The organism is Streptomyces sp. NPDC047014 (genome assembly GCF_040644195.1).
GTDB lineage: Bacteria > Actinomycetota > Actinomycetes > Streptomycetales > Streptomycetaceae > Streptomyces.
Genome location: NZ_JBEYVX010000002.1, coordinates 264165 through 288754 on the forward strand (window position 1 = coordinate 264165; position 24590 = coordinate 288754).

Annotated in this window: 19 protein-coding genes; 12 read left to right on the forward strand and 7 right to left on the reverse strand. The window is 69.1% G+C overall.

Annotated elements, in window-relative coordinates; genetic code table 11:
* Window positions 1–30: 30 nt before the first annotated feature.
* The 5 genes from ABZ873_RS02430 to ABZ873_RS02450 all read left to right on the forward strand — a co-directional run bounded on the left by ABZ873_RS02430 (window position 31) and on the right by ABZ873_RS02450 (window position 8301).
* On the forward strand, window positions 31–768 hold the full coding sequence (locus ABZ873_RS02430; RefSeq protein WP_360864050.1) for a methyltransferase domain-containing protein: 738 nt from the start codon (window positions 31–33) through the stop codon (window positions 766–768).
* 118 nt (window positions 769–886) lie between these two features.
* Window positions 887–1417: an ATP-binding protein gene (locus ABZ873_RS02435; RefSeq protein ID WP_360864052.1), complete on the forward strand. Its 531-nt coding sequence runs from the start codon at window positions 887–889 to the stop codon at window positions 1415–1417.
* Between the two features lie 253 nt (window positions 1418–1670).
* The gene (locus tag ABZ873_RS02440; protein ID WP_360864054.1) at window positions 1671–5270 is read left to right on the forward strand and encodes a DEAD/DEAH box helicase family protein; all 3600 of its coding nucleotides are present in this window, start codon (window positions 1671–1673) and stop codon (window positions 5268–5270) included.
* Complete coding sequence (locus tag ABZ873_RS02445) at window positions 5267–6694, forward strand: restriction endonuclease subunit S (protein ID WP_360864056.1); 1428 nt, start codon at window positions 5267–5269, stop codon at window positions 6692–6694. Before ABZ873_RS02440 ends, ABZ873_RS02445 begins: the two co-directional genes overlap by 4 nt.
* The gene (locus ABZ873_RS02450; RefSeq protein WP_360864058.1) at window positions 6691–8301 is read left to right on the forward strand and encodes a class I SAM-dependent DNA methyltransferase; all 1611 of its coding nucleotides are present in this window, start codon (window positions 6691–6693) and stop codon (window positions 8299–8301) included. The genes ABZ873_RS02445 and ABZ873_RS02450 overlap by 4 nt, the downstream gene beginning before the upstream one ends.
* Window positions 8302–9101: 800 nt before the next feature.
* Here the strand turns inward: ABZ873_RS02450 and ABZ873_RS02455 are convergent.
* From ABZ873_RS02455 to ABZ873_RS02470, 4 genes are all read right to left on the reverse strand, one after another.
* On the reverse strand, window positions 9102–9614 hold the full coding sequence (locus ABZ873_RS02455) for a hypothetical protein (RefSeq protein WP_360864060.1): 513 nt from the start codon (window positions 9612–9614) through the stop codon (window positions 9102–9104).
* Window positions 9615–9864: 250 nt separating this feature from the next.
* Window positions 9865–11604 (reverse strand): TraM recognition domain-containing protein, encoded by a 1740-nt coding sequence (locus ABZ873_RS02460; RefSeq protein ID WP_360864062.1) that lies wholly within the window; start codon window positions 11602–11604, stop codon window positions 9865–9867.
* Window positions 11605–11695: 91 nt separating this feature from the next.
* A complete protein-coding gene (locus tag ABZ873_RS02465; RefSeq protein WP_360864064.1) occupies window positions 11696–13813 on the reverse strand; it encodes a peptidoglycan DD-metalloendopeptidase family protein in 2118 nt (705 codons plus the stop codon).
* A gap of 6 nt (window positions 13814–13819) precedes the next feature.
* Window positions 13820–14512 carry a hypothetical protein gene (locus tag ABZ873_RS02470; protein WP_360864066.1) on the reverse strand — a complete coding sequence of 231 codons (693 nt, stop codon included), beginning with the start codon at window positions 14510–14512 and terminating at the stop codon, window positions 13820–13822.
* A gap of 295 nt (window positions 14513–14807) precedes the next feature.
* Between ABZ873_RS02470 and ABZ873_RS02475 the strand changes: the two genes are divergently transcribed.
* The 3 genes from ABZ873_RS02475 to ABZ873_RS02485 are packed head-to-tail and all read left to right on the forward strand — an operon-like array spanning window position 14808 to window position 17336.
* The gene (locus ABZ873_RS02475) at window positions 14808–15401 is read left to right on the forward strand and encodes a hypothetical protein (protein ID WP_360864068.1); all 594 of its coding nucleotides are present in this window, start codon (window positions 14808–14810) and stop codon (window positions 15399–15401) included.
* A complete protein-coding gene (locus tag ABZ873_RS02480; protein WP_360864069.1) occupies window positions 15398–16924 on the forward strand; it encodes a hypothetical protein in 1527 nt (508 codons plus the stop codon). The genes ABZ873_RS02475 and ABZ873_RS02480 overlap by 4 nt, the downstream gene beginning before the upstream one ends.
* A gap of 28 nt (window positions 16925–16952) precedes the next feature.
* On the forward strand, window positions 16953–17336 hold the full coding sequence (locus ABZ873_RS02485; RefSeq protein WP_360864071.1) for a DUF4913 domain-containing protein: 384 nt from the start codon (window positions 16953–16955) through the stop codon (window positions 17334–17336).
* Between the two features lie 21 nt (window positions 17337–17357).
* Here ABZ873_RS02485 and ABZ873_RS02490 read toward each other — a convergent pair whose 3' ends face one another.
* The 3 genes from ABZ873_RS02490 to ABZ873_RS02500 are packed head-to-tail and all read right to left on the reverse strand — an operon-like array spanning window position 17358 to window position 19551.
* Window positions 17358–18446 carry a hypothetical protein gene (locus tag ABZ873_RS02490; protein ID WP_360864073.1) on the reverse strand — a complete coding sequence of 363 codons (1089 nt, stop codon included), beginning with the start codon at window positions 18444–18446 and terminating at the stop codon, window positions 17358–17360.
* Window positions 18443–19066 carry a hypothetical protein gene (locus tag ABZ873_RS02495; RefSeq protein WP_360864075.1) on the reverse strand — a complete coding sequence of 208 codons (624 nt, stop codon included), beginning with the start codon at window positions 19064–19066 and terminating at the stop codon, window positions 18443–18445. The genes ABZ873_RS02490 and ABZ873_RS02495 overlap by 4 nt, the downstream gene beginning before the upstream one ends.
* Window positions 19067–19113: 47 nt before the next feature.
* Complete coding sequence (locus ABZ873_RS02500; protein ID WP_360864077.1) at window positions 19114–19551, reverse strand: hypothetical protein; 438 nt, start codon at window positions 19549–19551, stop codon at window positions 19114–19116.
* Window positions 19552–19839: 288 nt separating this feature from the next.
* On the opposite strand from ABZ873_RS02500, the gene ABZ873_RS02505 reads away from it, so the two are divergent.
* The 4 genes from ABZ873_RS02505 to ABZ873_RS02520 all read left to right on the forward strand — a co-directional run.
* Window positions 19840–21537: a conjugal transfer protein gene (locus ABZ873_RS02505; RefSeq protein WP_360864079.1), complete on the forward strand. Its 1698-nt coding sequence runs from the start codon at window positions 19840–19842 to the stop codon at window positions 21535–21537.
* A gap of 103 nt (window positions 21538–21640) precedes the next feature.
* Window positions 21641–21910, forward strand: coding sequence for a TrbC/VirB2 family protein (locus ABZ873_RS02510; protein WP_360864080.1), 270 nt, complete (start codon window positions 21641–21643; stop codon window positions 21908–21910).
* 81 nt (window positions 21911–21991) lie between these two features.
* Window positions 21992–22555, forward strand: coding sequence for a hypothetical protein (locus ABZ873_RS02515; RefSeq protein WP_360864082.1), 564 nt, complete (start codon window positions 21992–21994; stop codon window positions 22553–22555).
* Between the two features lie 7 nt (window positions 22556–22562).
* Window positions 22563–24590: hypothetical protein (locus ABZ873_RS02520; protein WP_360864083.1), on the forward strand; the 2028-nt coding region annotated here is incomplete at its 3' end.

Genomic DNA, 24590 nt, shown 5'->3' on the forward strand with positions numbered 1-24590 from the left:
CCGAGCAACCTCACACGTAGGAGATCCGTGATGAGTCCCTCCGGCATGCCCTCCGTCGACCTCCTCGGCGAACAGATCGCCTCGGTCCTCGCCGACCCCGCCACCACCCATGGCCTCGCCCGCTCCCTCCGGGCCGCCGCCAAGGAGATCGAGCTCCACCGCTACCACCACGCCAGCCGGCGCGCCTGGCCCAACGGTCGCATCGACGACAAGCCCGCCAAGGTCCAGATCGGCGGCGGGGCCCACCGCATCGACGGCTTCTTCAACATCGACCTCGTCCCGCCGGCCGACCTCCTCTGGGACATCCGCGAGGGCATCCCCCTCCAGGACGACAGCACCGACGAGATCTTCTCCGAGCACTTCCTGGAGCACCTCGACTACCCGCGCTCGGCCAAGCACTACATCCGCGAGGCCCACCGCGTCCTCGTGCCGGGCGGCCGGATCGTCACCGGCGTTCCCGACGCCGCCTTCGCCCTGAGCCAGTACCCCGGGCCCATGGACGCCACCGACGAGACGATCGAGCGCTGGTACGCCAAGCGCGACTGCCGCCGTGACATCAACACGCGGCTCGACCTCGTGAACCTCGTCTTCCGCGACCAGGACGACGACCCCACCTACACCCCGCACCTGTGGGCGTACGACCACGAGAAGCTCGTCCAGCTCTTCACCGACGCCGGCTTCACCGCCGTCGAACCCTGGACCTTCGACCCCACCATGGCCAACCCGAAGCGCCGCTGGGGCAGCGTGTACGTCGTCGCCACGAAGTAACCCCTCAAGCAGCCCGCGAGGCCGGGACGCCCCGTCCCTAGCCGTCCCGGCCTCGCGGGCCTCCACCCACGCCACATCGCCGCACCCGCCCGGCCACGCCGCCGAGGGAGCCACCCGCATGAACCAGGTCCCCCCGTCCATCAGTGAACTGACCCTCGCCGCCACCACCAACGCCGTCGCCTGGGCCCGCCGCCACACCGTCGACATCCTCCAGCGCTGGCGCTTCCCCGACGAGGGCATCGAAGTCGCCCGGCTCCTCGTCTCGGAGCTGGCTACCAACGCGATCCAGCACGCCCGCCCGGCGGTGTCGTCCGCTGCCACCAGTGCCGAATCCGCCGGCCCCGGCACGATCGTTCTCAGACTCTGGCCCACTGACCGTGGCGTCGTTGTCTCGGTCAGCGACAACGACCCTCGGCCACCGGCGCCCCGTGTCAGCAACAGCAGCGCCACAGGAGGCCGCGGACTGCTTCTGACCGAAGCTATGGCCAAACGCTGGGGCTACTACCCCACCGAGCTGCACCTGGGAAAGATCGTCTGGGCCGAAGTGCCCACTCACCCACGGGCGGCACTCAGCGAACCTGGTGCCGGCGACCTGGAGATCACCCCGCTCATGATGGGGCAGGTTCTCACAGCGCTTCGTGACCTGTAGCCGTAATGGCGACTACCTCGCCGACACCTATCTCCACCTTGGCTGAGCCACCAGTGCCGTCTCTCCTCATCGACACGGCGAGGGAGCTGCGGGTGCCCGGATGGGCTTCGGCGCCCACCTCCTTCCACTCGGGGTGTCCTCATGCCGGGTCTTGCCCAGACCCAAGTGGAGTACCCGCCATATCCGTCCCGCCCGCGTCGTGAGCTGCGTAAGCTGACGCTCAATCGGATCCAAATAGGGGTGGGGCAGACAGGTGGATCAGCGGCTTCGTGATCTCGCAAAGGCATCGCCAAACTTCGGAGATCTCTACGTCCATCAGCCGCTGCTGGCGTTGTACGGGTCGCAGGCTGAGCTGACCGTCTTCACCAACCCGAATGCTTCGTCTGTCAGCGCGCGCCAGTTCGGTGAGGTGCTTGCTGAGGAGCTGGTGACCCGTACGGGTACGCGGGTCCAGGGCACCCGCCAGGTGGACCGACTCCAAGCTCTTACCCGTATTGGTGCCCTGACACCGCCGGTACGCGATGCCATGGACAAGCTCCGACGCAGCGGCAACGAAGCGGTCCACAACCACCTCTTCGACACGGCAGTCGCCCTGGAGACCGTTCGCCTGTGCTGGGAGCTTGGTGTCTTCTTCGACCGAGCTCTGACCGGCTCGCGCGTGGTTCGGGCCTTCGTGCCGCCTGCGCTTCCGAAGCTGACAAACTCTGGCGAGACTGCCAAGCTCCAGGAAACACTCGACCACCAGCGGCAGACCCTCGCCGAGTCGCGAGTGAAGCTCAGCGACACCAGTGATCGACTGCAGGCCGAGCACCAGGCTCGCGCAGAGGCAGAGGCGCTCATGGTCAGCGCCCAGCAGGCGCAGTCCGCCCTAGCCGAGAAGCTGGAGCAGCTCCAAGCAGAGATCGCCTCGATGCGCACCGCCCAGCAGGCGGCGTACGAGAAGGAGCGTAAGCAGCCTCGACAGGTCGCCGTAGCTGCTCGGGACGCGATCGTGGAGCGCGCCCGGCGTCCTGCCCCGCTCAACGAGGTACAGGCTCGTGTCCGCATCGACGCGATGCTGGAGGCGGCGGGCTGGATTGTCCAGGACCGCAAGGATCTGAACATCACGGCTGGCCGAGGCGTGGCCGTACGCGAGTTCACGCTTGCCACCGGCCGCGCGGACTATGTGCTGTACGTGGACGAGCAGATTGTGGGCGTCATCGAGGCCAAGCGAGAGGGGTCCCACCTGGGCAGCGCGTTGGCCCAGAACGAGCGGTACGCCAACGGTGTCCATCGGGACTACCGGCTGGCTGTGTGGTCGCAGGCAGAGCCCTTCGCCTTCCGATACGCGACAACCGGCACTGAGACGTACTTCGTCAACCGTCTGGACCCCGAGGCTCGCTCTCGCGAGGTGTTTACCTTCCACAAGCCGGAAACGGTCGCAGGCTGGATGGCGAGGGCTGAGAAGGCTGACGAGGACCGCCGGCTGGGTCGACTGAATCCCGAGGCGCCCACCTTCCGAGCAGCCTTGCGCGACCGGATGCCGGTGCTGGAAAAGTACGGGCTGCGCGACGCCCAGCACGAAGCGATCACGAACCTGGAGCAGTCCCTCGCGTCAGATCGCCCCCGCGCACTGATCCAGATGGCAACTGGCGCGGGCAAGACGTACACAGCCGTTACCTCCACCCATCGCCTTCTCAAGCACGCCGGCGCCAAGCGCGTGCTGTTCTTGGTGGACCGGAACAACCTGGGCCGCCAGGCACTGGCGGAGTTCCGCCGCTACAAGACTCCCGATGAGGGCCGCATCCTCACGGACATCTACAACGTGGACCGGCTCGGCGCAGCTGGCATCCAGAACACCTCGGCCGTAGTGGTCTGCACGATCCAGAAGATGTATGCCCTACTCAAGGGCGAGACTCTGGCAGACGACGACACAGCTGACGACATCAAGGACGCGCAGGAGGCCGATGGCGGCGACCAGACGTACTTGCTGGACCAGCCCGCCACCGTGGAATATCGGCCTGAGGTGCCGATCGAGGCGTTCGACCTGATCATCGTGGACGAGTGTCACCGCTCCATCTACGGGCTGTGGCGCGCAGTCCTGGACTACTTCGACGCCCATTTGGTCGGCCTGACGGCCACGCCCACACCCCAGACGCGAGGCTTCTTCGACAACAACATGGTTTCCGAGTACACCTTCGAGCAGGCCGTCGCTGACGGCGTCAACGTCGACTTCGACATCGTCCGCCTCAACACCACCATTCGTGACAACGGTGGCGCGAAGATCGAGGCGGGTACGACCGTACGCATCCGCGATCGCAAGACCCGGGCCCAACGCTACGAGGAACTCGACAAGGACTTCGACTACACCACCAAGGAGCTGGGCCGCTCTGTCATCGCAGAGGACGAGATCCGCGCGGTCCTCACCACGTACAGGAACAACTGGCAGCGCTGGTTCCCTAACCGGGCCGACCTGCCCAAGACCTTGGTGTTCGCGGTCGGCGAGGACCATGCCGAAGAAGTACTGAAGCAGGTCAAGGAGGTCTTCGGGCGGGGCGACGACTTCGCCAAGAAGATCACGTACAAGTCGCGGAAGAACGGCGAGAACCCTGATGAGCTGATCAACGACCTACGCAATTCTTTCCGCCTCCGGGTCGCTGTCACCGTCGACATGATCGCTACAGGCACGGACGTGAAGGCCTTGGAGTGCGTGATCTTCCTGCGCTCGGTGAAGAGTCCGGTCCTGTTCGAGCAGATGAAGGGCCGCGGCGCCCGCTCCATCGACCCCGACGAGCTCCGGGCTGTCACTCCTGAAGCGGCCAAGGACGTGGCCAAGGACCGCTTCGTCCTCATTGACGCGGTCGGGGTCACAGACTCACCGCTCGTCGACGCCCGCCCGCTGCTTCCGGCGGGAGACAAGCAGATCGCCCTGTCCAAGCTGCTGGACAAGGCCGGCACGAAGTCCATCACCACGGACGAGGCCGAAACTCTGGCCCGCCGCCTAGCCCGGGTTGACCGCCAGCTCGTCCAAGAAGAACGGGACAAACTTGAGGAGGCCGCCGGCGGTACATCGCTGGCTGCCATCGCGCGGGCCATCGCCGATGCAGTGGACGTGGATCGTCAGGATGTAGCTTTGCGTGAGGGCGGTGAAAAGGCGGCCCGTAAATTGGTCACGGACGCCATCGCACCGCTCACTGGCAACCCCGAGCTGCGCAAGCTGATCCTCGACATCCGCCACAAGCAGGACCTCACCTACGACGAGACCACCGAAGTCGAGATCTCCTCCCTCGTCGAGGTCCCGCGCGAAGAACGCGCACGCAAGGAAATCGCAGAGTGGGGAACCCTTCTCACCAAGGCCCAGCGTGACCAGAACGCTGCGATCCAAATCGCACTTGGTTCTGGCAGCGGACGTCGTTCGGTTGCCGAGAAGCGTGCGGCGCTGCGTGACCTCATCGCCACGATCACGGTTAGCAAGCGCACCTGGACACCGACCATACTTTGGGGTCTCTACGAGGACCTTGGCCGCGCAGCATCCCATCCTGGCAGGGAGGCCGGTCTGGGCGACCTTATAGCCCTCATCCGTTACGAGCTGGGTGCGGACAGTGAGCTACGCCCATACCGTACCGTGGTTCACGAGCGCTTCCAGGGCTGGCTGCTGCGGCAGGAGCAGGCGGGCGTGGAGTTCACGCAGGACCAGCTGCTTTGGCTGGAGCGAATCCGCGACGTGATCGCGATTGACGTCGGCATCGAGTCCGTGGAACTGCAAATCGAACCGTTCACCGCCTACGGCGGGCGCAGCGGATTCGCGAACGCGTTCGGCGGCAAGATCAAGGCGCAGGAACTATTGGGCGAGCTGAATCAGGAACTGGCTTGAGCGGGACGGATTTGCCGGAGGGGTGGTCGTATGTCCGCCTCGTGGATGTCATCAGCGAGCCGTTGATCAACGGGCGTTCCGTCCGAAGCTTCGACGGAGGGTTTCCTGTACTCCGCCTCACCGCGATCAAGGGCGGCCGCATCGATCTCACAGAGTCGAAGGCTGGCGCGTGGACGGCCTCCGAGGCCGCTCGCTTCTGCGTCGCTGAGGGGGACTTCCTTCTGAGTCGGGGGAACGGCTCGATCAAGTTGGTGGGGCGCGGGGGGTTGGTGGGGTCGATCCTCAACCCCGTGGCTTTCCCTGACACCATGATTCGCGTCCGGGTTGATCCCCGATTGGTGCTACCGGGGTACCTTCGGCTGCTTTGGGATTCCCCGCTAGTGCGCGAGCAGATCGAGTCTCGGGCGCGTACGACGGCTGGCATTTACAAGGTTAATCAGGGGATTCTGGAAGATATTGGGTTCTCCCTTCCTCCACTCGAGGAGCAGCAGCGGATCGTCGAAGCTCTGGAAGTCCACCTCTCCTACTTGGACTCGGTGGTCTCCACCTTGAAGCGATCTCGCCGCAGGCTGGAGGGACTCCGTAAGGCGATCTTCCTTGATCTTGTTCCTGAGGATCTCCCTGCCGGCTGGCGGCACGTCACGGTAGAAGGAGCTGGAACGGTCGAGTTGGGAAGGGCTAGGCATCCCGACTGGCATGATGGTCCAGAAATGCGCCCATACCTTCGAGTCGCCAACGTCTTCGAGGATCGCATCGACGCATCGGATGTTATGGAGATGGATTTCTCCGGTGTATTCGAAAAATATCGGCTCCATAATGGTGATGTACTGCTAAATGAGGGGCAGAGTCCCCACCTTGTGGGGCGCCCGGCTCTGTATCGAGGATATCCGAGGGACGTCGCTTTCACGAACAGTCTCATTCGATTCAAGGTGAATGATGACGTTCTTCCTGAATGGGCTCTCATGGTATTCCGGAGGCACCTGCACGCCAAGCGTTTCATGCGAGAGGTGCGCATTACCACGAATATTGCGCACCTGTCAGCGAAACGCCTCAAGCGCGTCGAGTTCCCCATCCCTCCGCTGGAGGTGCAGAAGGAGCGGGTCGCGCGCTGCGACGAGCTCCTCTCCGGCGTTGCTGCCATGGATCGGGCTGCCGACCGGAACCTTCTTCGTGCAGGTGTCCTTCGCGCGACTCTCTTCCGGCGTGCCTTCAGTGGAACCCTCCTCGCCCAGAACCCGGCCGACGAACCCGCCAGCGCTCTGCTTTCCCGTATCCGCGCCGAGCGCATCGCTCAGCCGCGCCCCAAGCGGCCTCGGCGCGGCTTGGCGGCGCCCGGCAAGGCTGCCGCCACGAAGGCGGTGGCCGCCGCACCGGACCGCACCCCCGCCCCCACTGACTCTGTACAGCAGGAGCTCCCCCTGTGACCGCCCCCTCCGATATCAGCACCGAAACCCTGGCCGACCCTGCTGCGTCTTCCCTCGAGGTAAGAGCAAGGGCTGCCGCGCAGACCAACGTTCTGGTTGCCAAGCTGTGGAACTACTGCAACGTGCTTCGCGACAACGGCATGTCGACGATCGACTACGTCGAACAGCTCTCGTACCTCCTCTTCCTCAAGATGGTGGACGAGATCGCGGAGAATTCATGGGATGACGAGGAGTCCGCAGAGGTCGTCCCTGCGGGGTATGACTGGAAGTCCCTCGCCTCCAAGCGTGGGGTGGCACTGGAAAAGCACTACCGCGACATCCTCGACAGGCTCCGCCTAAACCGAGATACCACCATGGGCACGATCTTCGCGGAAGCCCAGAATCGAATTACCAAGCCCGCCCTTCTCGAAAAGCTCGTGGTCGAGCTGATCGGCAAGGAGGAGTGGACCGTCAAGGGGACGGACCTCAAGGGGGACGCCTATGAGGGCTTGCTTTCCAAGGGTGCTTCCGACACCAAGACCGGCGCTGGCCAGTACTTCACCCCGCGCTCAGTGATCGACGCCATGGTGGACGTCGTTCAGCCCACCCCTGACGACACCATCGCGGACCCGGCCTGCGGTACTGGTGGCTTCCTGATCGCTGCGCACAGTTATCTGCGTGCGCACCACATGCGTGAACTCGACGCTGAGAAGCGTGTCGCCCTACAGCGAGGCGATCACATCAGGGGTAACGAGCTTGTCGTAGGAACAGCTCGTCTAGCCGCCATGAACATGCTGCTGCACGGCATCGGAACGAGTGACGGGCCGAGCCTGGTTTCTGTGGGAGACGCGCTTGCTGACAAGCCCAGTGGGCGCCACGCATCCCTGGTCTTGGCCAACCCGCCTTTTGGTCGCAAGTCCGCGATCGCCGTGATCGGGCAGGATGGCGACGTGGAGAAGGAGGACATCCAGTACGACCGGGATGACTTCACCGCTACCACGACCAACAAGCAGCTGAACTTTTTGCAGCACATCATGTCGCTGACGGCTATCGACGGCCGTGCGGCGGTCGTTCTCCCTGACAACGTCCTTTTCGAGGGCGGTGCGGGTGAGAAGATCCGTCGCCGCCTGCTTGCAGAGTTCGACCTGCACACGATCTTGCGACTGCCTACCGGCATCTTCTACGCCGGCGGGGTCAAGGCCAATGTGCTGTTCTTCGACAAGAAGACCCCACGGGCTGACGGCAAGCCGCACACCACTCAGACATGGATCTACGACTTCCGCACGGGCCAGAGCTTTACCCTCAAGAAGCGCCCTCTCACTCGAGCCCACCTTGACGACTTCGTCGCCGCCTACTGCCCCGGCGAGTCGCGTACTGCCCGAGTGCCCTCTGAGGCTCCGGACGGTCCCTGGCAGGTCTTCACCTACGACGAGCTAATGGCCCGAGACAAGGTGAACCTGGACATCACCTGGATGAAGGACCCAGCCCTGGAGGACGCTGATAGCCACCTGGCCCCTGAGGTCATTGCCTTGGAGATCCTCCAGGACCTCCAAGCGGCTCTCGTGGAGTTTGCGACCATTGTCGAGTCGCTTGGCGGGGAAGTTCCCGAGGACGTAGACCCGGTGTAGTGGGCCGCGGGGGCGTGCCATTGCGTGAGCGGTGCGTGAGCGGACGAGGTGGTACAGGGTGGATTGGGCAGCATGTCGGGGCCGGGCCGCACCGTACTGACCTGCGGAAACAGGATTCTGTGGCACGGCCCGGCACCAGCTGGGATGATCTTGTGGGGCCTCGTAATGCGTAGGTCTCGGGTTCGAATCCCGAAGGCGGCTCAGAAAAGGCCCAGGTCAGACATCGTCTGACCTGGGCCTTTGTGATTCTCCCGAAGAATCCGGCGCGCCTGCGCTGCCGTTTCGGGCCTCGTAGCCGCCGCCGGTGGCCGAACGGGCAAATGGCCTGCAGCAGCGGTGGCCGAGGGCGATGGTGCGGGCGGGTGCCCGGCAGCCTGGTCGTTGTCCCGTCTCTACAAGACGTGCCGTGACTCAACGCGTACAACTACGAGCTGAAGAAACCGGACCCTCCCCGGGGTCCGTGGTCTCGCGACGCGTTCCCGGTGCCGATCTGGCATGAAGACCTGCTTCGTCTGGAGAAGGTCTAGCGGCTCCGGATGCGGACGTTTTTCAAGTTCGGCCGCAACCCCCATGCCCACCAAGAGATTTCCCTGACGTGGCCTCATGCCCTCGACGTGCTCAGCGGCATCCTGTGGCGTCGCTCGGTGCCAGCCCGGGATGATCTTGGGCGTCCTCGCAATGTGTGGGCCATGCTCTTCGCAGTCCGAAGGCGGCTCTGCATGCCTAAGCCCCACTTTGCGTGGGCAGAGGCATTCTGTGAGTCTGGGCATGGCGGGGTCGCCCCCGCCGGTGCTTGTTGGTCAGCCCTGGCTGCGTGCCGTCAGCCAGCGTGTGGCGGTGGCTGCGTTCATCGTGTAGAAGAACTCCGACTTGAGGCCGGGCTCGTTGGTCAGCGCCTCCGACCAAGTCATCGGCCAGTTGCGGCGCTTGTAGTGCTTGCGCACGGCCCGGGTGAACGCGGACAGGTTGCCCTGCAGGCTCTTCTTCTCCATGTCCAGGTGCTTGGCGATCGAGGTGTAACTCACCCGCGTGTCAGGCTCCTTCGCCAAGAGGTCCAGTACTCGGGCGACGGCCTGCACCGAACTCAACGGCTCGATCATCAGCTTCCGGAAATCCTCCACGGTCCATTCGACTACCGGGAGCGGGTCCTCATCGGCCGAGTCGATCGACGGGCTGGTCTCCGTAGCTGTCGGAGGAGCCGACGGGGCGGAAGAGGTGGCGCCCGTCAGCTCGGCGAGGAAGGCGTACACCTGCGTGACGTACTGGCTCGGCACGGGTACCGAGACGAACTGCTGCTGGGATTCCTGGCTCATGACTCTCCCCGGGTCTGTCCACCAGTCCTGGTGTTTGGTGGCAGAGCCCACTCTGGCACGTGCATAGTCGCCTTGTCTAGCTGCTAGTCTCCTTTGGTCTCGTCTTCTTTGGGTATTACTCAACTGTTGACTCGGTGTCCGTGCGATACAGCCCGTCGGGGACGGTGCTCGTTGTCCGGGGTACCGCCGGGTGATGGTTCAGAGCTGGGGAAATGGGCCGGCCCCGGGATGGGGTCCGGGGCCGGGGTGGTTAGGGGCGGGTGGGGCCTGGGTCGTGGCGGGTTAGGGATGCCTTGACCTGGGGGGCGTAGGGGCCCTCCCACCAGGGGATGGTTTCTACCAGGACCGGTTTGGTGCCTGAGGCCAGGACCAGGGCGCGGCCGGGGGGCATGGCGCCCAGGTCGGAGACCTTCAGGACGCGGTCGCGGCGGGTCGATTCGTTCAGGGTGCGGTTGCCGGACCAGCCGCCCGTCTCCGATTCGCGGGACGTGGTGAACTCGCGGAGTTCGTACTCGCCGGCCAGTTCCGAGAGGTCGCCCAGGAAGCGGGTGTCCGAGACGCCGCCGCCGTACACGCGGACGTTCGCCGCCGACCAGAGCTTCTCCATGCCACGCTCGCCCCAGACCTCGATGCCCTGGGCCCAGGACTGGAGGATCGTCATCAGGATGATGCCGCGCGAGCCGTAGTGCGAGTAGAGGTCGGGCAGGGCGCGCCAGCGGCAGACGTTCGCGGCCTCGTCCAGGACGCCCACCAGGGGGCGGGAGAGCCGGCCGCCGCGCTGGGTGGTGGCGTACTCCTCGGCGGCTTCGACGACGGCCACGGTCAGGGCGGTCACCAGCGGGCCGGCGCTGTCACTGCCCTCGCGGGAGAGCGAGTAGAGAGTGGAGTCGGCGCGGACGAACTCGCGCGGGTCGAACTCCGGGCGGTCGTCGGAGTCCGAGAGCGGGGTCACCCACTTGTTGACCTCGGGGTTGATCAGGCAGGAGGCCATCTGCTGGGCGACGCCGTAGATGCCGCTGCGCTGCTTGTCCGGGGCGGTGATCACGCCGGACAGGGCGTCGGCCGGCATCAGGTGGCCCGCGGCGCGCAGGATGCGCTCGGGGGTGTCGTCCTTCGGGTTGGACAGCCAGGTGTAGATCTGGGTGATGGACGCCTTGGAGGCGGCCGCGGCCAGCAGGAGGTTGGCGAGCAGGTCCTGGCCGGCCGGGTCGAAGAAGGCGTCCGTGGAGGCGTCGGCGTCGCGGGAGCCCGAGGCGAAGTGGTCGGCGAGCTTACGGGCCTTCGCGACATCGGTCACGTACGAGAGCGGGTTCCACCACCAGCCGGGCGGCTCCTGCGCCACCTGCTGCGGGTCGAAGACCCAGACCTGGCCGCGGGATGCGCGCGGGCCGCGGGTGGCGTCGACGATGTCGCGCTTGTTGGAGGTGACCAGCACCGAGCCGGGGGCGTCGAGGATCGCGGGGATGGCACGCCGGGTCGTCTTGCCCGTGCGGGGGCCCCAGATGTCGATGTGCATGTCCTCGAAGGAGCCGAAGAGCGGCTGGCGGCCGTGCAGCGAACGGCCGATGAAGACGCCCGGCGAGGCGCTGTCCACGCCGAGGCGCTCCGCGGTCGCGGCGGCGCCCTTCATGGTGAGCTTGCCCAGCTCCTCGCCCTTGGCCAGGTGGCGGGCGGCGCCGTCCACGTCGGGCTTGTTGCGCAGGCGCTGGCGCAGCCGGTAGACGGCGGTCACGGCCCCGGCGAGGAGCAGGACCTCGGCGGCCGCGACGGCGTTCGCCGCGCCGTGCGGCCAGGAGTAGTCGCCTGTGACCAGGGACACGGCGAACGAGAACGGGTTGCCCGGCGGCGCCGCGGCGTCCCCGAAGGACGAGCCGACGCGCGCGGCGAGCCAGGCACCGCACAGGAGCGCGAGGAGGCCCCCGACGAGGCAGACGATCTCGATCGTCCAGTCCTCGTCGGCGCGGGGCTTCTTCTGCTGGGGGGAGGCCATGGTCAGGACTTTCCTTCCGCTGGAGCGGATGTGGCGCGGAGGACGAGGCGTCCCGTCCGGTGCTGGTGCTGCTGGTGCATGTGACGGGCCGCTACGCGTGCTCGCCGCCGCTCTCCACGGGGTGGGTGCCCGGCGGGATCGGCACCCGGTACACGCCGGTGATCTTGTCCTGCACGTCCCACGTGCTGAACTCGACGTTCTTGCCGGGACGCGGCGCGTGCAGGATCTTCTTGCCGGCCGGGTCCCAGATGACGCCGACGTGCTCGGAGCCGTTCGGGCCGGGCCGGAAGAAGATCAGGTCACCGGCCTGCGCCTGGCTCAGGTCGACCTTGGAGGAGCGGAGCTTGGCCTCCTGGGTGTAGGTCACCGAGCCGATGTCGATCTTGCCGTCGCTGGCCTGGTAGTACATCCACTGCGTGAAGCTGGAGCAGTCGAAGGAGGCCGGGTTGTCACCCTGGAGCCGCGGAGCGCCCCAGACGTAGGGCCGGCCGACGCCGCGCTGGGCCCAGCGCAGTGCCGCCCGTACGACCGGGTCGTCGGCCGCAGGCAGCACACCGGAGACGCCCGCGCCGTCCGGGGGCACCGCGGTGCCCTTGCCGTCCTTGGCGCAGGAGGCGTACGTGGCGTCCTTGGCCTGGTCCCCGCCGCCGGGCACGGTGCCGTAGTCGGGGGTGGCCGAGATCTTGCCCTCGAGCCAGCCCTGCGGGTCGATCATGCCGGGGCCGTTGTCCTGACCCGGGACGAAGGGGTTGTCCACGCCGGGCAGCCGGACCTCCCAGTGCAGGTGCGGGCCGCTGGAGTTGCCGGTGCTGCCGACGGTGCCGATCTGGTCGCCGCGCTTGACGTTCTGGCCCTGGGACACCATCGCCTTCGTCTGGTGCGCGTACAGGGTGACGACGCCGTTCGCGTGCTCGATGTGGGTCTCGTTGCCGTACGAGCCGCCGCTGCTGACCTTGATGACCTTGCCGTCGGCGGGGGCGTAGATCGGGGTGCCCGCGGAGGCCCGCAGGTCGAGCCCGGTGTGGTATCCGAGGCTCCAGCTGGGCCCGTTCTGGTGGTACTTGGTACCGATCGTGTACGAGCCCTCCTTGAGCGGCCACTGCCAGTTCTTGCCGTCCGGGGCGGGCGGCGCGGCGGGAGCCGCGGGAGCCGCGGGCTTGATCAGCGGGCGGGAGAAGGAGACGGTCTGCAGGCGGCTGCCCGGGTCCGCGGAGACCGGTGCGGCCGGGTCCGCGGCGGCGCGGGTGTTCGTACCGGAGTCGCCGGCCGGGTAGGGCGGGGTGGACCAGGAGCGCGGGGCGGAGGCGGCGATGCTCAGCGCCTCGGTCGGCTGCGCGTTGTTGCCCACGGGCTCGGGGATGTCCGACTTCTGGCCGAGGGTGGGGAAGTTCGGGTTCTTCTCGACGGTCGTCTTGAGGTGCGCGTACCAGCCCTCGATCAGGCTCTTCTCACCGGTGAGGTTGCCGCGGTAGCGGGCGGCCTGGGTGAGGACCACGCGGGGGTAGACGGTGTTGCTGTCCAGCGAGCCGGAGTAGCGGAGCAGGGCCTTCCAGGGCTGGCTCTCGGCTTTCAGCGCGTGGATGAAGTTGGCGGCGGCGAAGGCCGCGTCGTCGATGTTGTAGAGGTCCTTCTTGCCGTCGCCGTTGCCGTCGTCGCCGTAGTCCTTCCAGGCGGGGGTGCCGAACTGCAGCAGGCCCATGTAGCCCGCGCTGTTGCGGCCGCCGGGCGCGGCGGACGGGTCCTGGCCGTACTTCGTCTCCTGGTACATCTGGCCGGCGATGATCGTCCAGTCCAGGCCCTCGTAGCGCGCGGCGGCCCGCATCGCGGCGAGGATCATCCGCGGGGGTATCTCGTTGCGCGCCGTCTCGCTGGGCAGGTAGATCTTGCCCGCGGGCATGATCGGATTGGTGGCGGCCTGGTCACCGGTGTTGCCGCCGCCCGCGTTCTCGGCGTAGTTGCCGCAGGCCGCCTGGGCGGCGCCGCTGCCGAGGCCGCCGACGAGGGCGCTGATCAGGACGATGGAGACGAAGCCCGCGGCGCCGACCGGCAGCAGCCCGCCGAGGCCGGCGAGCAGCATCATCTTCCCGTTGTTCTTCTTCTTGCCGCCACCGCCGCCGCCCTGGCCGCCGGCCATCTGGGCGGCCATCTTCGCCGTCTTGGCGACCTTGGCGGCTTTCGACGCGGCCGCGAGTACGGCAGGAGCCACCATCGGGTATCAGTCCCCCGTCTTGTCGGACGAGCCCACGTTGCCGAGGCCCTGCAGGTCGAAGCCCGACACCTTCCAGGAGCCCGCGTCCTTACGGGTGCTGACCAGCCAGGAGTTGGTCTCCGTACGCGTCTGCTTGCCGTTCTCGGTGCGGACGGAGGTCAGCGTGACCACGCTGGAGACCAGGCTGCCGCCGCCGCTGACGAGGTCCTGGGCGATCATGCCGTCGCGGACGACGGTGGCCTTGCCGGTGGAGGCGCAGCGGGCGGCCTGGCAGGTGTCCCAGTCCTTGCCGGTGGGCAGGGCGGTGAGGCCCTTCATGCGCTCGTCGGCGACGGTGAGGCCGAGGAGGGGCTTGGACCAGGTGGCGTTCTGGTCGGTGTACTTGTACGTGCTCAGGCCGCTCATGTAGGCGGCCATGGCGCGGTGGGCCTCGGCGAGTTCCTGCGGGGTGACGATGGGCGGGACCGAGTCGGTGGCGGGCCGGGCCGCTCCGCCGTCGCCCGTGCCGCCTGTGCCGCTGCCCGGGTCGCCGTTCTTGTCCTGGGCCGCCGCCGAGGGGGACTTGCCGCCGTTCGACGGGTCGTCCGTGTCGTCGTCACCGTCGAAGACGACGAGGACGACCAGGGAGGCGATCAGCAGAACTCCCAGTACCGCCAGGGCAAGTGCCGCGCTTCGCTTGTTCTCGGCAGGTGACTCCACCGTCCCGGGCCTCCCTCAGTCAGGTCGCCCGGACACGGTAGGGGGCGGGAGAGCGGATGACGCAGAGCTTTTCCTCGCGAGGAAAGGCGAGGAAAGAGTGAGGAAAAGTCAGGTCCGGCATGGGGAGTCGCACTTGCGAAGCCAGTGCAAAGAATTGGTGAAGGCGGGGCCGGAACCCTCACCGCTTCCGCCCGTCCGTCTCCTCGGCGCTCCGGGGTACGGTCGAGCACGCCACGGCGAGACGAAGGGGACGAGGATGCTGAACGAGAGGACCGGCCGGACGCCGCAGGACCTGGTGGCCGAACTGGCGAACATGCGGGCCGTCGACGACTGGCCCTCGGTGTGGTCGGGTCCGCCGGAGGGTGGGTCCTGGGAATTCCGCGAGTGGTGCAGCCGCTACGGGTGGGAGCCGTTGACCTTCGATCGGCAGCTGCGGGTCAGGACGCCGGGCGGAGGGAAGTGGACGTTCTACGACCGGGCGGCCCTGTGGGGTCCACTGATCGCCCTGAGGCACTACGCGTGGCAGATGAGGGCTGACAGTGCCGCCGAGAACAGTGCGGTTTTCGGCGCTGTGGAGGAGACCTGGCCGGCCTTCCTCGACGCGGCCGTGGGAGTGCTGGGCGCACCCACCTGGACCGGCGCGTGGGACGCCCCCGATTTTCCGGAGCCGCCGCAACACTGGTACTGGAACGGCCGCGACGAGCGGGCGCTGAACCGTGAGCCGTACCGCTTCGCCTACTGGGCACCGGATCCCGGAATTCCGGGCCAGCCGTTCATCGTGCTGCAGCAGACGGTCACCTTCTTCACGTGGGCATCCGAGCGGCCGGGCGGATCGGCGGTCTCGCTCGGGGTCTTTCCGCCGGCCGAGTTCGCGGGGACCGGCCGGTGACGGAGTTCGCCCGGCCGACGCAGGTCGAGATCGACCGCGCGATCGGCCTGGAGGAGGAGTACCACGCGGCGCGCCCCCTCGGCCCTGACAGGGTGCAGCAGGCCGTCGACCTCCTTTATCGGGACTGGCAGGCGGAGGGGGCCGAGTTCCCCGACGTGCTCGCTTTCAGCGCTCATGTCGCGGCCACCGAGTCGCCCACCGCGGAGGGCCGGGGAGAGGTACGTGCGCTCTGGTCCTGGCGGTCCCAGCCGGAAGGGGCGCCGCGCGAGGTGGGTCACCGGTTCCTGGCCCAGGCGTGTGGCGAGACCCGTGGGTACCAGGTCCTGGAGGACACGCCGGTAGGGCGCAGGCTCGAATCGTACGAGCTGTGGGACCCGAATGTGCAGATGGCGCTCATCGAGCGGTTCGACCTGGACGAGGACCTGATGGAGGCGGCCCGGGAGATCTGGGACGCCGCCTCGGCCAGTTATGCCAGGGCTGCCACGGGACAAGTCGCCGTCTTCGCGGGGGAGATCGGCGCCGAGTCCATCCTGGGCGCGACGGAGATGCCGCGGGTGGTCGGGCCCGGGGGTGCGGGGAAGGAGGCGGTGGGGTTCCCCATCGCGTTCCCGCCGCAGGCGCACCTTCCGGCGGAGATGTACGAGCTGATGGCGGACCCGGCGGTACGGTGCGACCTGCGCAGGGAGGACTACGCGGCCGGGGGCACGACCCCGGAGCAGTTCGCGGCGCGGCTCGCGGCGATCGAGGTCCCGGAGCGTCAGCGGGAGGCGCGCGCGGCGGCGGTGGCGCGGCTGTCGGGGGCGGCGAGCTATGCGGAGTTGGCGGGGGCGGTGGTGCGGGGGGCGCCGGGGGCGCAGGTGCCGGGTGCGGAGGGTGCGCAGCCTGCGCTGGGGCAACCGGGAGCCGAGGCGGCCGGGGCCGGGCGGCCTACAGCCGAGCGGGCCGAGGGCCGGCAACCGGGGGTTGAGCAGGCGGGGGCGCAGCGGCCCGGGGCCGAGCGGGCGGGAGCCGAGCAGCCCGAGGCCGGGCGACCGGGGGTCGAGCAGCCGGCGGTGGAGCGGCCGGAGGCCGGGCGACGCGTGGTTGAGCAACCCGAGACCCAGCAAACGGGGGTTGAGCAGGCGGAGGCCCTGCGCCCCGGGGGCGAGCGGTCCCAGGCCCAGCAGCCGGGAGCGGAGCAGCCCGAAGCCGGGCGCCCGGGGGTCGAGCAGCCGACGGTTGAGCGGCCGGAGGCTGGGCGGCCTGTGGGTGAGCAGCCCGAGGCCCAGCAGCCGGAAGCCGCGCAACCTGCGGTCGAGCGGTCGGAGGCCGGGCAGCTCAAGGCCGGGCAGCCCGAAGCCGGGCAGTCCGAGGGTAAGCGGGCTGAGGACCGGATGCCCACGCCGGCCAATGGGTTTCTGCCCGGTGTCACCATTCCCCGCACCATCAAGGTGCCGGCCCCCCGCGCGGCGAGTGTCAGTACGCACGGGGTGATCAACCCGGTGATCGAGGCCGCGCCCAAGTCCACCGGGATCGAACACTGACCGGCAACGCCCCCAAGGACGGCACCCCATGAGCACGACCCCGCAGGAACAGCCCGAGGCCGTCGAGGAAGTGGAGCTCTACTTCGCCGACGTCTTCGCCTTCGTCTCCGAGTACCTGGCCCCGATGGTCCGCCGGCGGCTGAACGGATCCTCCGCGACCTGGTGTCCCCGCTGGTGGGAGCACCCCGAGGCCGGGGCCCGGCTCTCCGGGCTCTGGCTGGCCTGGGAGCATCTGCGGCACGACACCGCCCTCGGCATGTCCACCTGGTGGCTGCACCACGCCGATCCGCATCTGCGCGTGCTCATGGACACCGACCTCGGTCCGTTCGCGGCCTGTTCGCCCAAGGTGGGCGGGCACACGGCCTATCCGTTCGACCCGCTGCCGCTGGAGGAGTACGAGCCCGAGGGGTAGCCCGGCCCGTGGCCCCCCTCGTCAGTGCTCGATGCCCGTGGGTTTCGGGGCCGGCTGAGGGGGCGCTGGTGCGGGTGACGCTGCCGCCGCGTGGCCGGCGGGGCCGTTCCGGGCGGCGGGGATGATGCCGTGCCCCACGTTCATCCCGGGGAGGAAGGAGCCGGCGAGCACGGCCTTCCTCACCGGGTCGGGGGCGTCCGCCCGCAGGTCCTGGTAGGTGCCGGCCATCGACAGGCGGTCCACGATGGCCGAGTGGGCCTGCTTGCGGTCCTCGGGCACGTCGATGCCCTGGAGGATCACCGCGAACGCCTCGGGGGACCCCTCGGGGTCGTAGTCCTCCATCACCAGCTGGCTGCGGACGGGCGGCTCGGCGATGAACGCGTCGATGTCCGCCGGCAGGTGCTCGTGCCGTGGCAGCGGAACCGGGAACTTCACACCGTCCTTGCCGACGTTCTCGTTGCGGAGCAGGAGCGGCATCTCGTCCCGGCCGAGCACCGAGTACGTCGCGCTGATGTCGGGTACGAAGGCGACCACATCGGCCTCGGCCGCCTGGGCGTAGTGCCGCGACAGCGTGTCCCAGGCCGCGCCCGTGGCCGACGCGAGCTCCGCCTTGTCGAAGGCGAAGTGCCGGGCCAGCGCGTCCACCACGAAGGCGTTGTCGAGGTGGTACGAGTTCAGCTGGTGTCCGACCGGGGTGTCCTCCAGCACCTGGAGGTTGCGGGATTCTCCGCAGGCCCTGGCCAGGAAGCGGTGCGGCACCATCCTGTCGGCGCCCTCGGGCTGCGACTCGTGGGACCAGAAGGCGCGTACGGGGCCCCGGTCGGCGTTGGTGACCGAGCCCTTTTCGGCCATCTCCCTGATGTAGTCCAGCAGCCGGGTGGAGAGCTCGGCGGGCTCCGCCGCTTCTGCTTCTTCCGCCGTCTCCTGCGCCTCTGCCGCCGCTTCCGGCCCTGCCGTCGTCGCCGCGGCCGTCGCCGCGTGGTCCCGGTAGATCCGCTCCGCCACCGCCCGCCCCGCGCGCGGGTTCTCCGGTACCGAGGCGAGGTGCTCGTCCCACAGCTCGAAGGCCCGCGCTATCTCCTGCGGGGTCGGGGGAGCGCCGTGGTTCACCTGCGCCTCCGCGAGCCCTCAGGAGCGTGCACCTTCAGGACGATCACCGAGCTGCCCGGCGCCCCGGAGCCCCAGGTCTGGAAGGAAACGGCCTGGTCCAGGACGAAGAACGCCTGCCCGGGGTGCTCACCCTCGGGGGCCCAGAAAGCCAGCCGGTAGGGATCGCGTGTCTCCAGCCGGTAGTCGCGGTCGCCCCAGAACGCCTGCTCCGGGGGCTCGGGGAAGTCCTCCGCGTCCCAGGGGCCGTGCCAGGCCGCGGGCCCCAGTACGCTCTCGGCCGCGGCCAGGAACGCCGGCCAGGCCGAGGCCGCGCCCTCGAGGACGGCCGGGTTGTCGGAGGGGTCGGCCGCCACCAGGCGGGACGCCCAGTACGTCAGCCGGCTCACCGGCCGCCAGGCCCCGTTCGACTCGAACGTCAGCTCCCCGCCGGTGCGCGTGCGTACGACGAGATTGCGGCTGCCCGGCTCCGGCTCCCAGCCGTGGCGTTCGCACCACGCGTGGAACTCCGGGGAGCCGCCCTGTGGGGGGCCCGGCCAGATGGTGGACCAGTCGGTTCCGCGCAGGTCCGCCAGTTCGGCGGCCAGGTCCTGGGCCGTGCGGCCCGATGTCTCCGTCAGCATCGTGCAGGCTCCTCGCTCGGTTTCCGTACGGGCATCGTGGCACGCGGTCAGGACAGGACGATGCCGAGGATCAGCAGGCCGATCACCGCCGCGCCCATGATGAAGCGGACGGAGGCGTCGCCGCGTTCCCAGAGGTCGTGGACCACGGCCCAGCCCGTCATGCGGGCCGCGCGGCCCTCGTGCAGGCTCGTGGGCGGGGTCTCCTCCAGGGCGGCGTCGGGGGCGCCCTCGGGGGTGTCGGCCGTCGCCGGTATGCCCGTCGTGCCCTGCTGGGCCTGGGCCACCAGGACCAGGCCCTCCAGCAGTTCGGGCATCGTGTGCGGGGTCAGGGGGTACGAGACCGTGCCCTGCGGGGTGCTCAGGCAGAGCTTCGACTGCCAGGGGTTTCCGGGCTCGTAGCCGGCGATCCAGGCGTGCTGGGCCTCGGTCGCGGGGCCCGGCGGCAGGTCCGCGGGCGCCTCGGGGAGGGCGTACTGCTCGCTCAACTCTCGTCCTTCGCAAGGTCGGGGACGGCTCGGTGCGCCCGCTGCCGGGGCACGAGCGCTCATTCTGGCGGAGGGCCGGGCGGGAGGGGCCTCCGCGGGGGCCCGGGACTCCCGGCCGGGGATTCCTCGCGCTTTCCCCGTCTTTCCTCACTCTTTCCCCGCGAGGAAAAGGGGAGAGGCGTTGTCGTCTTCATTTGCCACACTGCCGTTCCGCACCTGGCCTCAGCAGGGGCCCGCCAACCGGTCGGACGGCGGAGGGGGATCACACGCGGGGGAGAGGCGGACTCGATGACGGACCACAACAGCTCTGCTGGCGGGGTCGACGGAGGCCGGCCTTCCGGGCAGCAGGAGCAGCGGGCCCCCCAGCAGACGCAGCAGCAGACGCAGCAGGGTCAGCAAGGCCAGCAGGCCCAGGGGCAGTTCGGCTACGGGTGGCCCCCGGCCGGTCAGCCCCAGCAGCCCTCCGCCCCGCAGGCCCCCTACGGCTACGCCGACCAGCCGCCCGCCCCGCCGCAGCAGTCCTCGGACGCCGCCCGCGCGCAGGTGGCCGCGGCCTGGGTGCGCAGCGCGCGGCCCGGTCCCGTACCGCCCGGTGAAGCCTCCGTGCCGGTGCTGCCGCCGCAGGCGGGCCAGGGCCCGGCCGGGTCCAAGAAGGACCAGCGCAAGGCCGCCCAGGAGGCGAAGCGGGCCGAGCGCAAGGCCGCGTACGAGGCGAAGAAGGCCGAGCGGGAAGGCCGCAAGAAGGGCGGGACCCCGGCCGCCGCGCCCGCGCCCGCTCTCGCCAATACCGCCAACACCACCACCGCTACCGCCACTGCCGCCGCCGACTCGCCGGCCAAGGCCCCTGCCCGGGCCGCCGGCGGAGCCGGCTTCGACGTACCGCGCCCCGGGGGCCGTCTGCCCGCGCAGGGGCGGCGTACACATGTCGCGGTCCGTGCCGCGCTGCTGATCACCACCTGCGCCTTCGTGCTCGGCTCCTGCGGTGTCGCCGGCCTCGTCGTCGGCAAGTCGTCGGTGGCGGTCGGGGACGCCGACCTGAGCACGCGGGACGTCCAGCGCTACCGGCTGTCGGAGTTCCCGGTCACGGCCGCGGCGACCTTCGCGGAGGAGTACGCGACGGTCTGCATGACCTACTCCCCGCAGAACGCCGACAAGCGCCGCGAGGCCCTGACCCGCTTCGCCTCCTCCGGTGTGGACCGCGACTGCGGTATGACCGGCCAGGGCACCCAGAGCGTCCGCCAGGCCACCTGGGACGGCACCGTCGAGGAGCTGCCCGAGTACGGGGCGAACGGCCGCTACCTGGGCATCCAGGTCAAGCTGTCGACCGGCCGCGTCACCACCCTCTCCGTACCGGTGTACGTGAAGGACCCGGCGACCGGCTCGGGGCTGCGCATCGCGGGCGACGTCGGCGAGATGCCGCTCGCCTCGCGCGGCAGCGTGCCGGCGGTCAAGCAGGACGACGAGATCGTCGACCAGAACCTCTCCAACCAGCTCAAGGCCCAGGTGCTGCCCGGCTTCTTCAAGGCGTGGGCCGCCTCGGACGCCACCGGCCTCACCCGCTTCACCACCACCGACGCCAGCCAGTCCGCGACCACCGGCCTGGCCGGGGTCCTGGCCTCGCCCGAGGTCCAGGAGGTCGTGGCGCTGGCCCCCCAGGGCAGCGAGCCCAACGCCGCCGTCGCCTACCAGCAGGGCCAGACGGTCCAGGCGCGGGTGACGGTCGTCTGGGGCGGAGCCGCCGCCGCGGCCCCGGCCAAGGGGAACCCGCCGCCGACCACCAGCGTGAAGCGCTCCTACCGCCTGACCATGGTGAACACCCCGCAGGGCTGGTTCATCAAGGACATCCGCGGCGGGGTCCTCGACCCGACGGGCGGCCGCGCGGACGCCGGAGCCACGGCCTCCGCCGCCCCCGTCCCCGAGGAGAACCCGCCGGCCGGCGGGGAGCAGCCCGCGGGCGGTACGGCGCCCGCGCCGAAGACTCCCTGACCGCGCGACTCCCTGACCGCGCTCACGACGGCGCCCCACCGCGGCGCCCCCGCAGACGCACCTCCCACACCCCTCCCACGCCCTCCAGCGAAAGGACCACGCCATGTACCTGGCGGCCACCACCCTCAACGGCATGTTCGGCGAGATCCAGAAGATCCTCACGGGCATCGGCACCACCGTCGCGATCTGCGCCCTGCTGATCCTCGGTATCCGCATGCTGCTCTCCATGAAGCGCGGCGACGGCATGCGCGAGGCGTTCCAGGGCTTCGGCATGATCGCGCTCGCCGCCCTGATCATCGGTGGCGCGACCGGCCTCGCCGGCCTGCTCATCGACCTCGGCAGCCAGATCGGCGGCGGCGGCGCCAAGGGCTGAGCCCGGGAGCGGCCGGTGCTCGCGCCCGGCCCCGCCCCGTGACCCGCGCTCCGCAACCACGTCAGAGAGGGGGACCGGCTGATGGCACAGGACACGCACGACGCACCCGAGCCGATGGTCGCCTACGACCACACGGATCTGCTCAACCGGCCCAAGCGCATCTGGAACTGGGGCAACATCCCGCTTCCGGGTCTGCTGCTGCCCGCCCTGGGCGCGGCCTTCGGCTTCGGCCTCCTGTGGCTGGTGACGCTGCTCTCGCTCTCCGCCTTCCTGCCCTTCCTGGGCATCTCGGTGGTGACGTCGGTGCTCTACATCGGGCCGCCGGTCGGCATCTACTTCGTGTGGGGCCGCCCCCTGCCCTCCGCCCTCACCCTCAGCCAGCAGGTGGTGATCTGGGCCGACTACTGGTTCCAGCCCAAGCGCCTCCAGGGGCTCGCGGCCGACCGGGAGCCGGCCGAGCTGCGCTGGCAGGTGATCCTCTGGCAGCCGGGCTCGCCGCGCTGGCAGCGGCAGTACGAGGACGCCCTCGCGAAGGCGGCCGAGCACGGCTCCTCGTACGCGGCCGTGGACCGCTCCGAGCAGCCGTATCCGCGCCGCCCCGACACCGCACACTCCGAGACCGCACATTCCGAGACCGCAGGATGAATCCCTCATGATCATGTTGATCCTTCTGGGCGGGGCGGTCGCCTTCTTCGTGATCGCGATGATCATCGCCTCCGCCGGCTCCAAGAAGAACAAGCAGAACCAGGCTTCCGGCGGTACGCAGAACCAGGGCGCGCGGAGCCAGGGCGGCTCGCGGAACCAGTCCGGCCCGTCCGCGCGCCGTGAGGACATGCGGCTGCCGTACCGCTTCGCCGACGACATGATCTTCGTACACGGTGAATCGGTGTGGACCGGGCTCGTGCTGCCCACCGCCATCGACGAATACCTCAACGCGGGCGAGCTCCAGGCGATGGCCGAGGGCCCCGCGCGCGGTCTGCTGAACCTGGCCCGCGGCGACCGCAACGTCGAATGCCACTACCGCAAGGTGTACCGCCCGATCACGGCGGTGGAGTGGGCGGACCGGCTGAACACCCTCGCCTGGGACCCGACCGAGAACTACAAGGCGTACAACCTCCGCAAGGCGGAGTACCAGGAGCGCATCGGGGCCACCCGCGAGCGCAACATCCTGCTGGTCAAGCTCGGTTCGCTCAAGCGCGGCTCGAACGGCACCGGCGTGCTGCCCGGCGGCGACGACCCGGTGGAGGAACCCGGTCTGACGGCGGCCATGCGCGGCAGCGCCGACAAGGCCGCGGCGCTCGCCACCGGCGTCCACGACGAATACCTCTCGCCGGCCCTGCTGGCCCAGTGGACCCAGGTCGCGCGCGAGGTCCACGAGAGCCTGGAGGGGCTGAACGGCCTGCCGCTGACCCGCGAGGAGCTGGTCTGGCTGATCCGCAAGCCGCTCCACGGGGACCTGGCCGTGCCGCCGGAGCCGGTGCTCGGCTCGCGCGCCTGGGGCCCGGACCAGTTCGACCTCGTCGTCGACTTCTCCGGCGAGAACCACAAGACGCACATCGTGCTGCACCAGTACGACGAGGTCACCGGCGAGCAGCACACCAGCTACACGACCACGCTCGTCGCGGCGAGCTGGCCCACCGAGACCCGCTTCCGGCAGTCCACGGCCTGGGCGCGCTACGCCTCGCAGCACGTGGAGTTTCCGGTCGAGATCGACATGCGGTTCACCCTGATCCCGTACCTGAAGTTCAAGGACCGGGCGAAGAAGATCAGCGGCAACCTCGTCGACGAGATGAACGACATGGCCAACTCCGGCCGCTCGCCCGGCACCCAGCTCGCCCAGCAGGTCACGCGTGCCCAGCACCTCCTCGACGACGTCGAGGAGCACAAGATGCCGGGCATGGAGGCGCAGATCCGCTTCACGATCTCCGCGCCCGACCTCGCCGAGCTGGAGCGCCGGCGCCGCATCCTGGAGATGCAGTTCAAGCAGGACCTCAAGGTGACCCTGCTGCGGCCGACCCGCCAGCAGTGGCGCCTGCTCCAGTCGCAGCTGCCGGGCGACGCGCCCAAGCTGCCCATCGCCCCGTACCTGCGCCTGCAGGAGGTCGAGCAGCTGGGCGCCGGGCTGCCGACGGCGGGCACCGAGCTCGGGGACAACCCGGAGCACCGGTCGGGCAAGCAGCTCGGCTGGGTCGGCAACCTGGTCGGCTGGGCCGGGAAGATGCCCGTCCACTACTCCCTGCACGTCGGCCCGGCCCGCAACGACGGCGGTGGCCTGGCCATCGTCGGCGCCTCGGGCGGTGGCAAGTCCTCGCTGGCGCTCCAGAAGTTCTACGAGGAGTCGGAGTCGGGCGTGCGCTGCCTGGTCATCGACCCCAAGACTGACTTCGCCCAGCTCTGCTACTACCTGGCCTTCGGCTCGCAGGTCAACGACCCGGCCTTCGCCTACGACGCGGAGGCGGGCCTGCTCGCCACCGGGAGCAGCCGCTTCCAGCCGGTGAACCCGGAGTTCTGGGCCGAGACCGAGGTGGTCGACCTCCTCAAGGGCCAGGCCGGTGTGCTCGACCCGTGGGTGGTCGCGCGGGACGTGCCCTCGGGCCGGCTGCTCGCAGAATCGATGCTGCGGGGCTTCCTCGGCGACGAGGACTACCAGCGCGTCCGCCTGCCCGTCATCGAGGCCATG

What these genes read in the sequence shown, in the direction of transcription:
- ABZ873_RS02505 (WP_360864079.1), top strand. Translation starts at nt 19,840, where the DNA reads ATGACGGACCACAACAGCTCTGCTGGCGGGGTCGACGGAGGCCGGCCT.
- ABZ873_RS02510 (WP_360864080.1), top strand. Translation starts at nt 21,641, where the DNA reads ATGTACCTGGCGGCCACCACCCTCAACGGCATGTTCGGCGAGATCCAG.
- ABZ873_RS02485 (WP_360864071.1), top strand. Translation starts at nt 16,953, where the DNA reads ATGAGCACGACCCCGCAGGAACAGCCCGAGGCCGTCGAGGAAGTGGAG.
- ABZ873_RS02465 (WP_360864064.1), bottom strand. Translation starts at nt 13,813, where the DNA reads ATGGTGGCTCCTGCCGTACTCGCGGCCGCGTCGAAAGCCGCCAAGGTC.
- ABZ873_RS02435 (WP_360864052.1), top strand. Translation starts at nt 887, where the DNA reads ATGAACCAGGTCCCCCCGTCCATCAGTGAACTGACCCTCGCCGCCACC.
- ABZ873_RS02460 (WP_360864062.1), bottom strand. Translation starts at nt 11,604, where the DNA reads ATGGCCTCCCCCCAGCAGAAGAAGCCCCGCGCCGACGAGGACTGGACG.
- ABZ873_RS02515 (WP_360864082.1), top strand. Translation starts at nt 21,992, where the DNA reads ATGGCACAGGACACGCACGACGCACCCGAGCCGATGGTCGCCTACGAC.
- ABZ873_RS02495 (WP_360864075.1), bottom strand. Translation starts at nt 19,066, where the DNA reads ATGCTGACGGAGACATCGGGCCGCACGGCCCAGGACCTGGCCGCCGAA.
- ABZ873_RS02430 (WP_360864050.1), top strand. Translation starts at nt 31, where the DNA reads ATGAGTCCCTCCGGCATGCCCTCCGTCGACCTCCTCGGCGAACAGATC.
- ABZ873_RS02455 (WP_360864060.1), bottom strand. Translation starts at nt 9,614, where the DNA reads ATGAGCCAGGAATCCCAGCAGCAGTTCGTCTCGGTACCCGTGCCGAGC.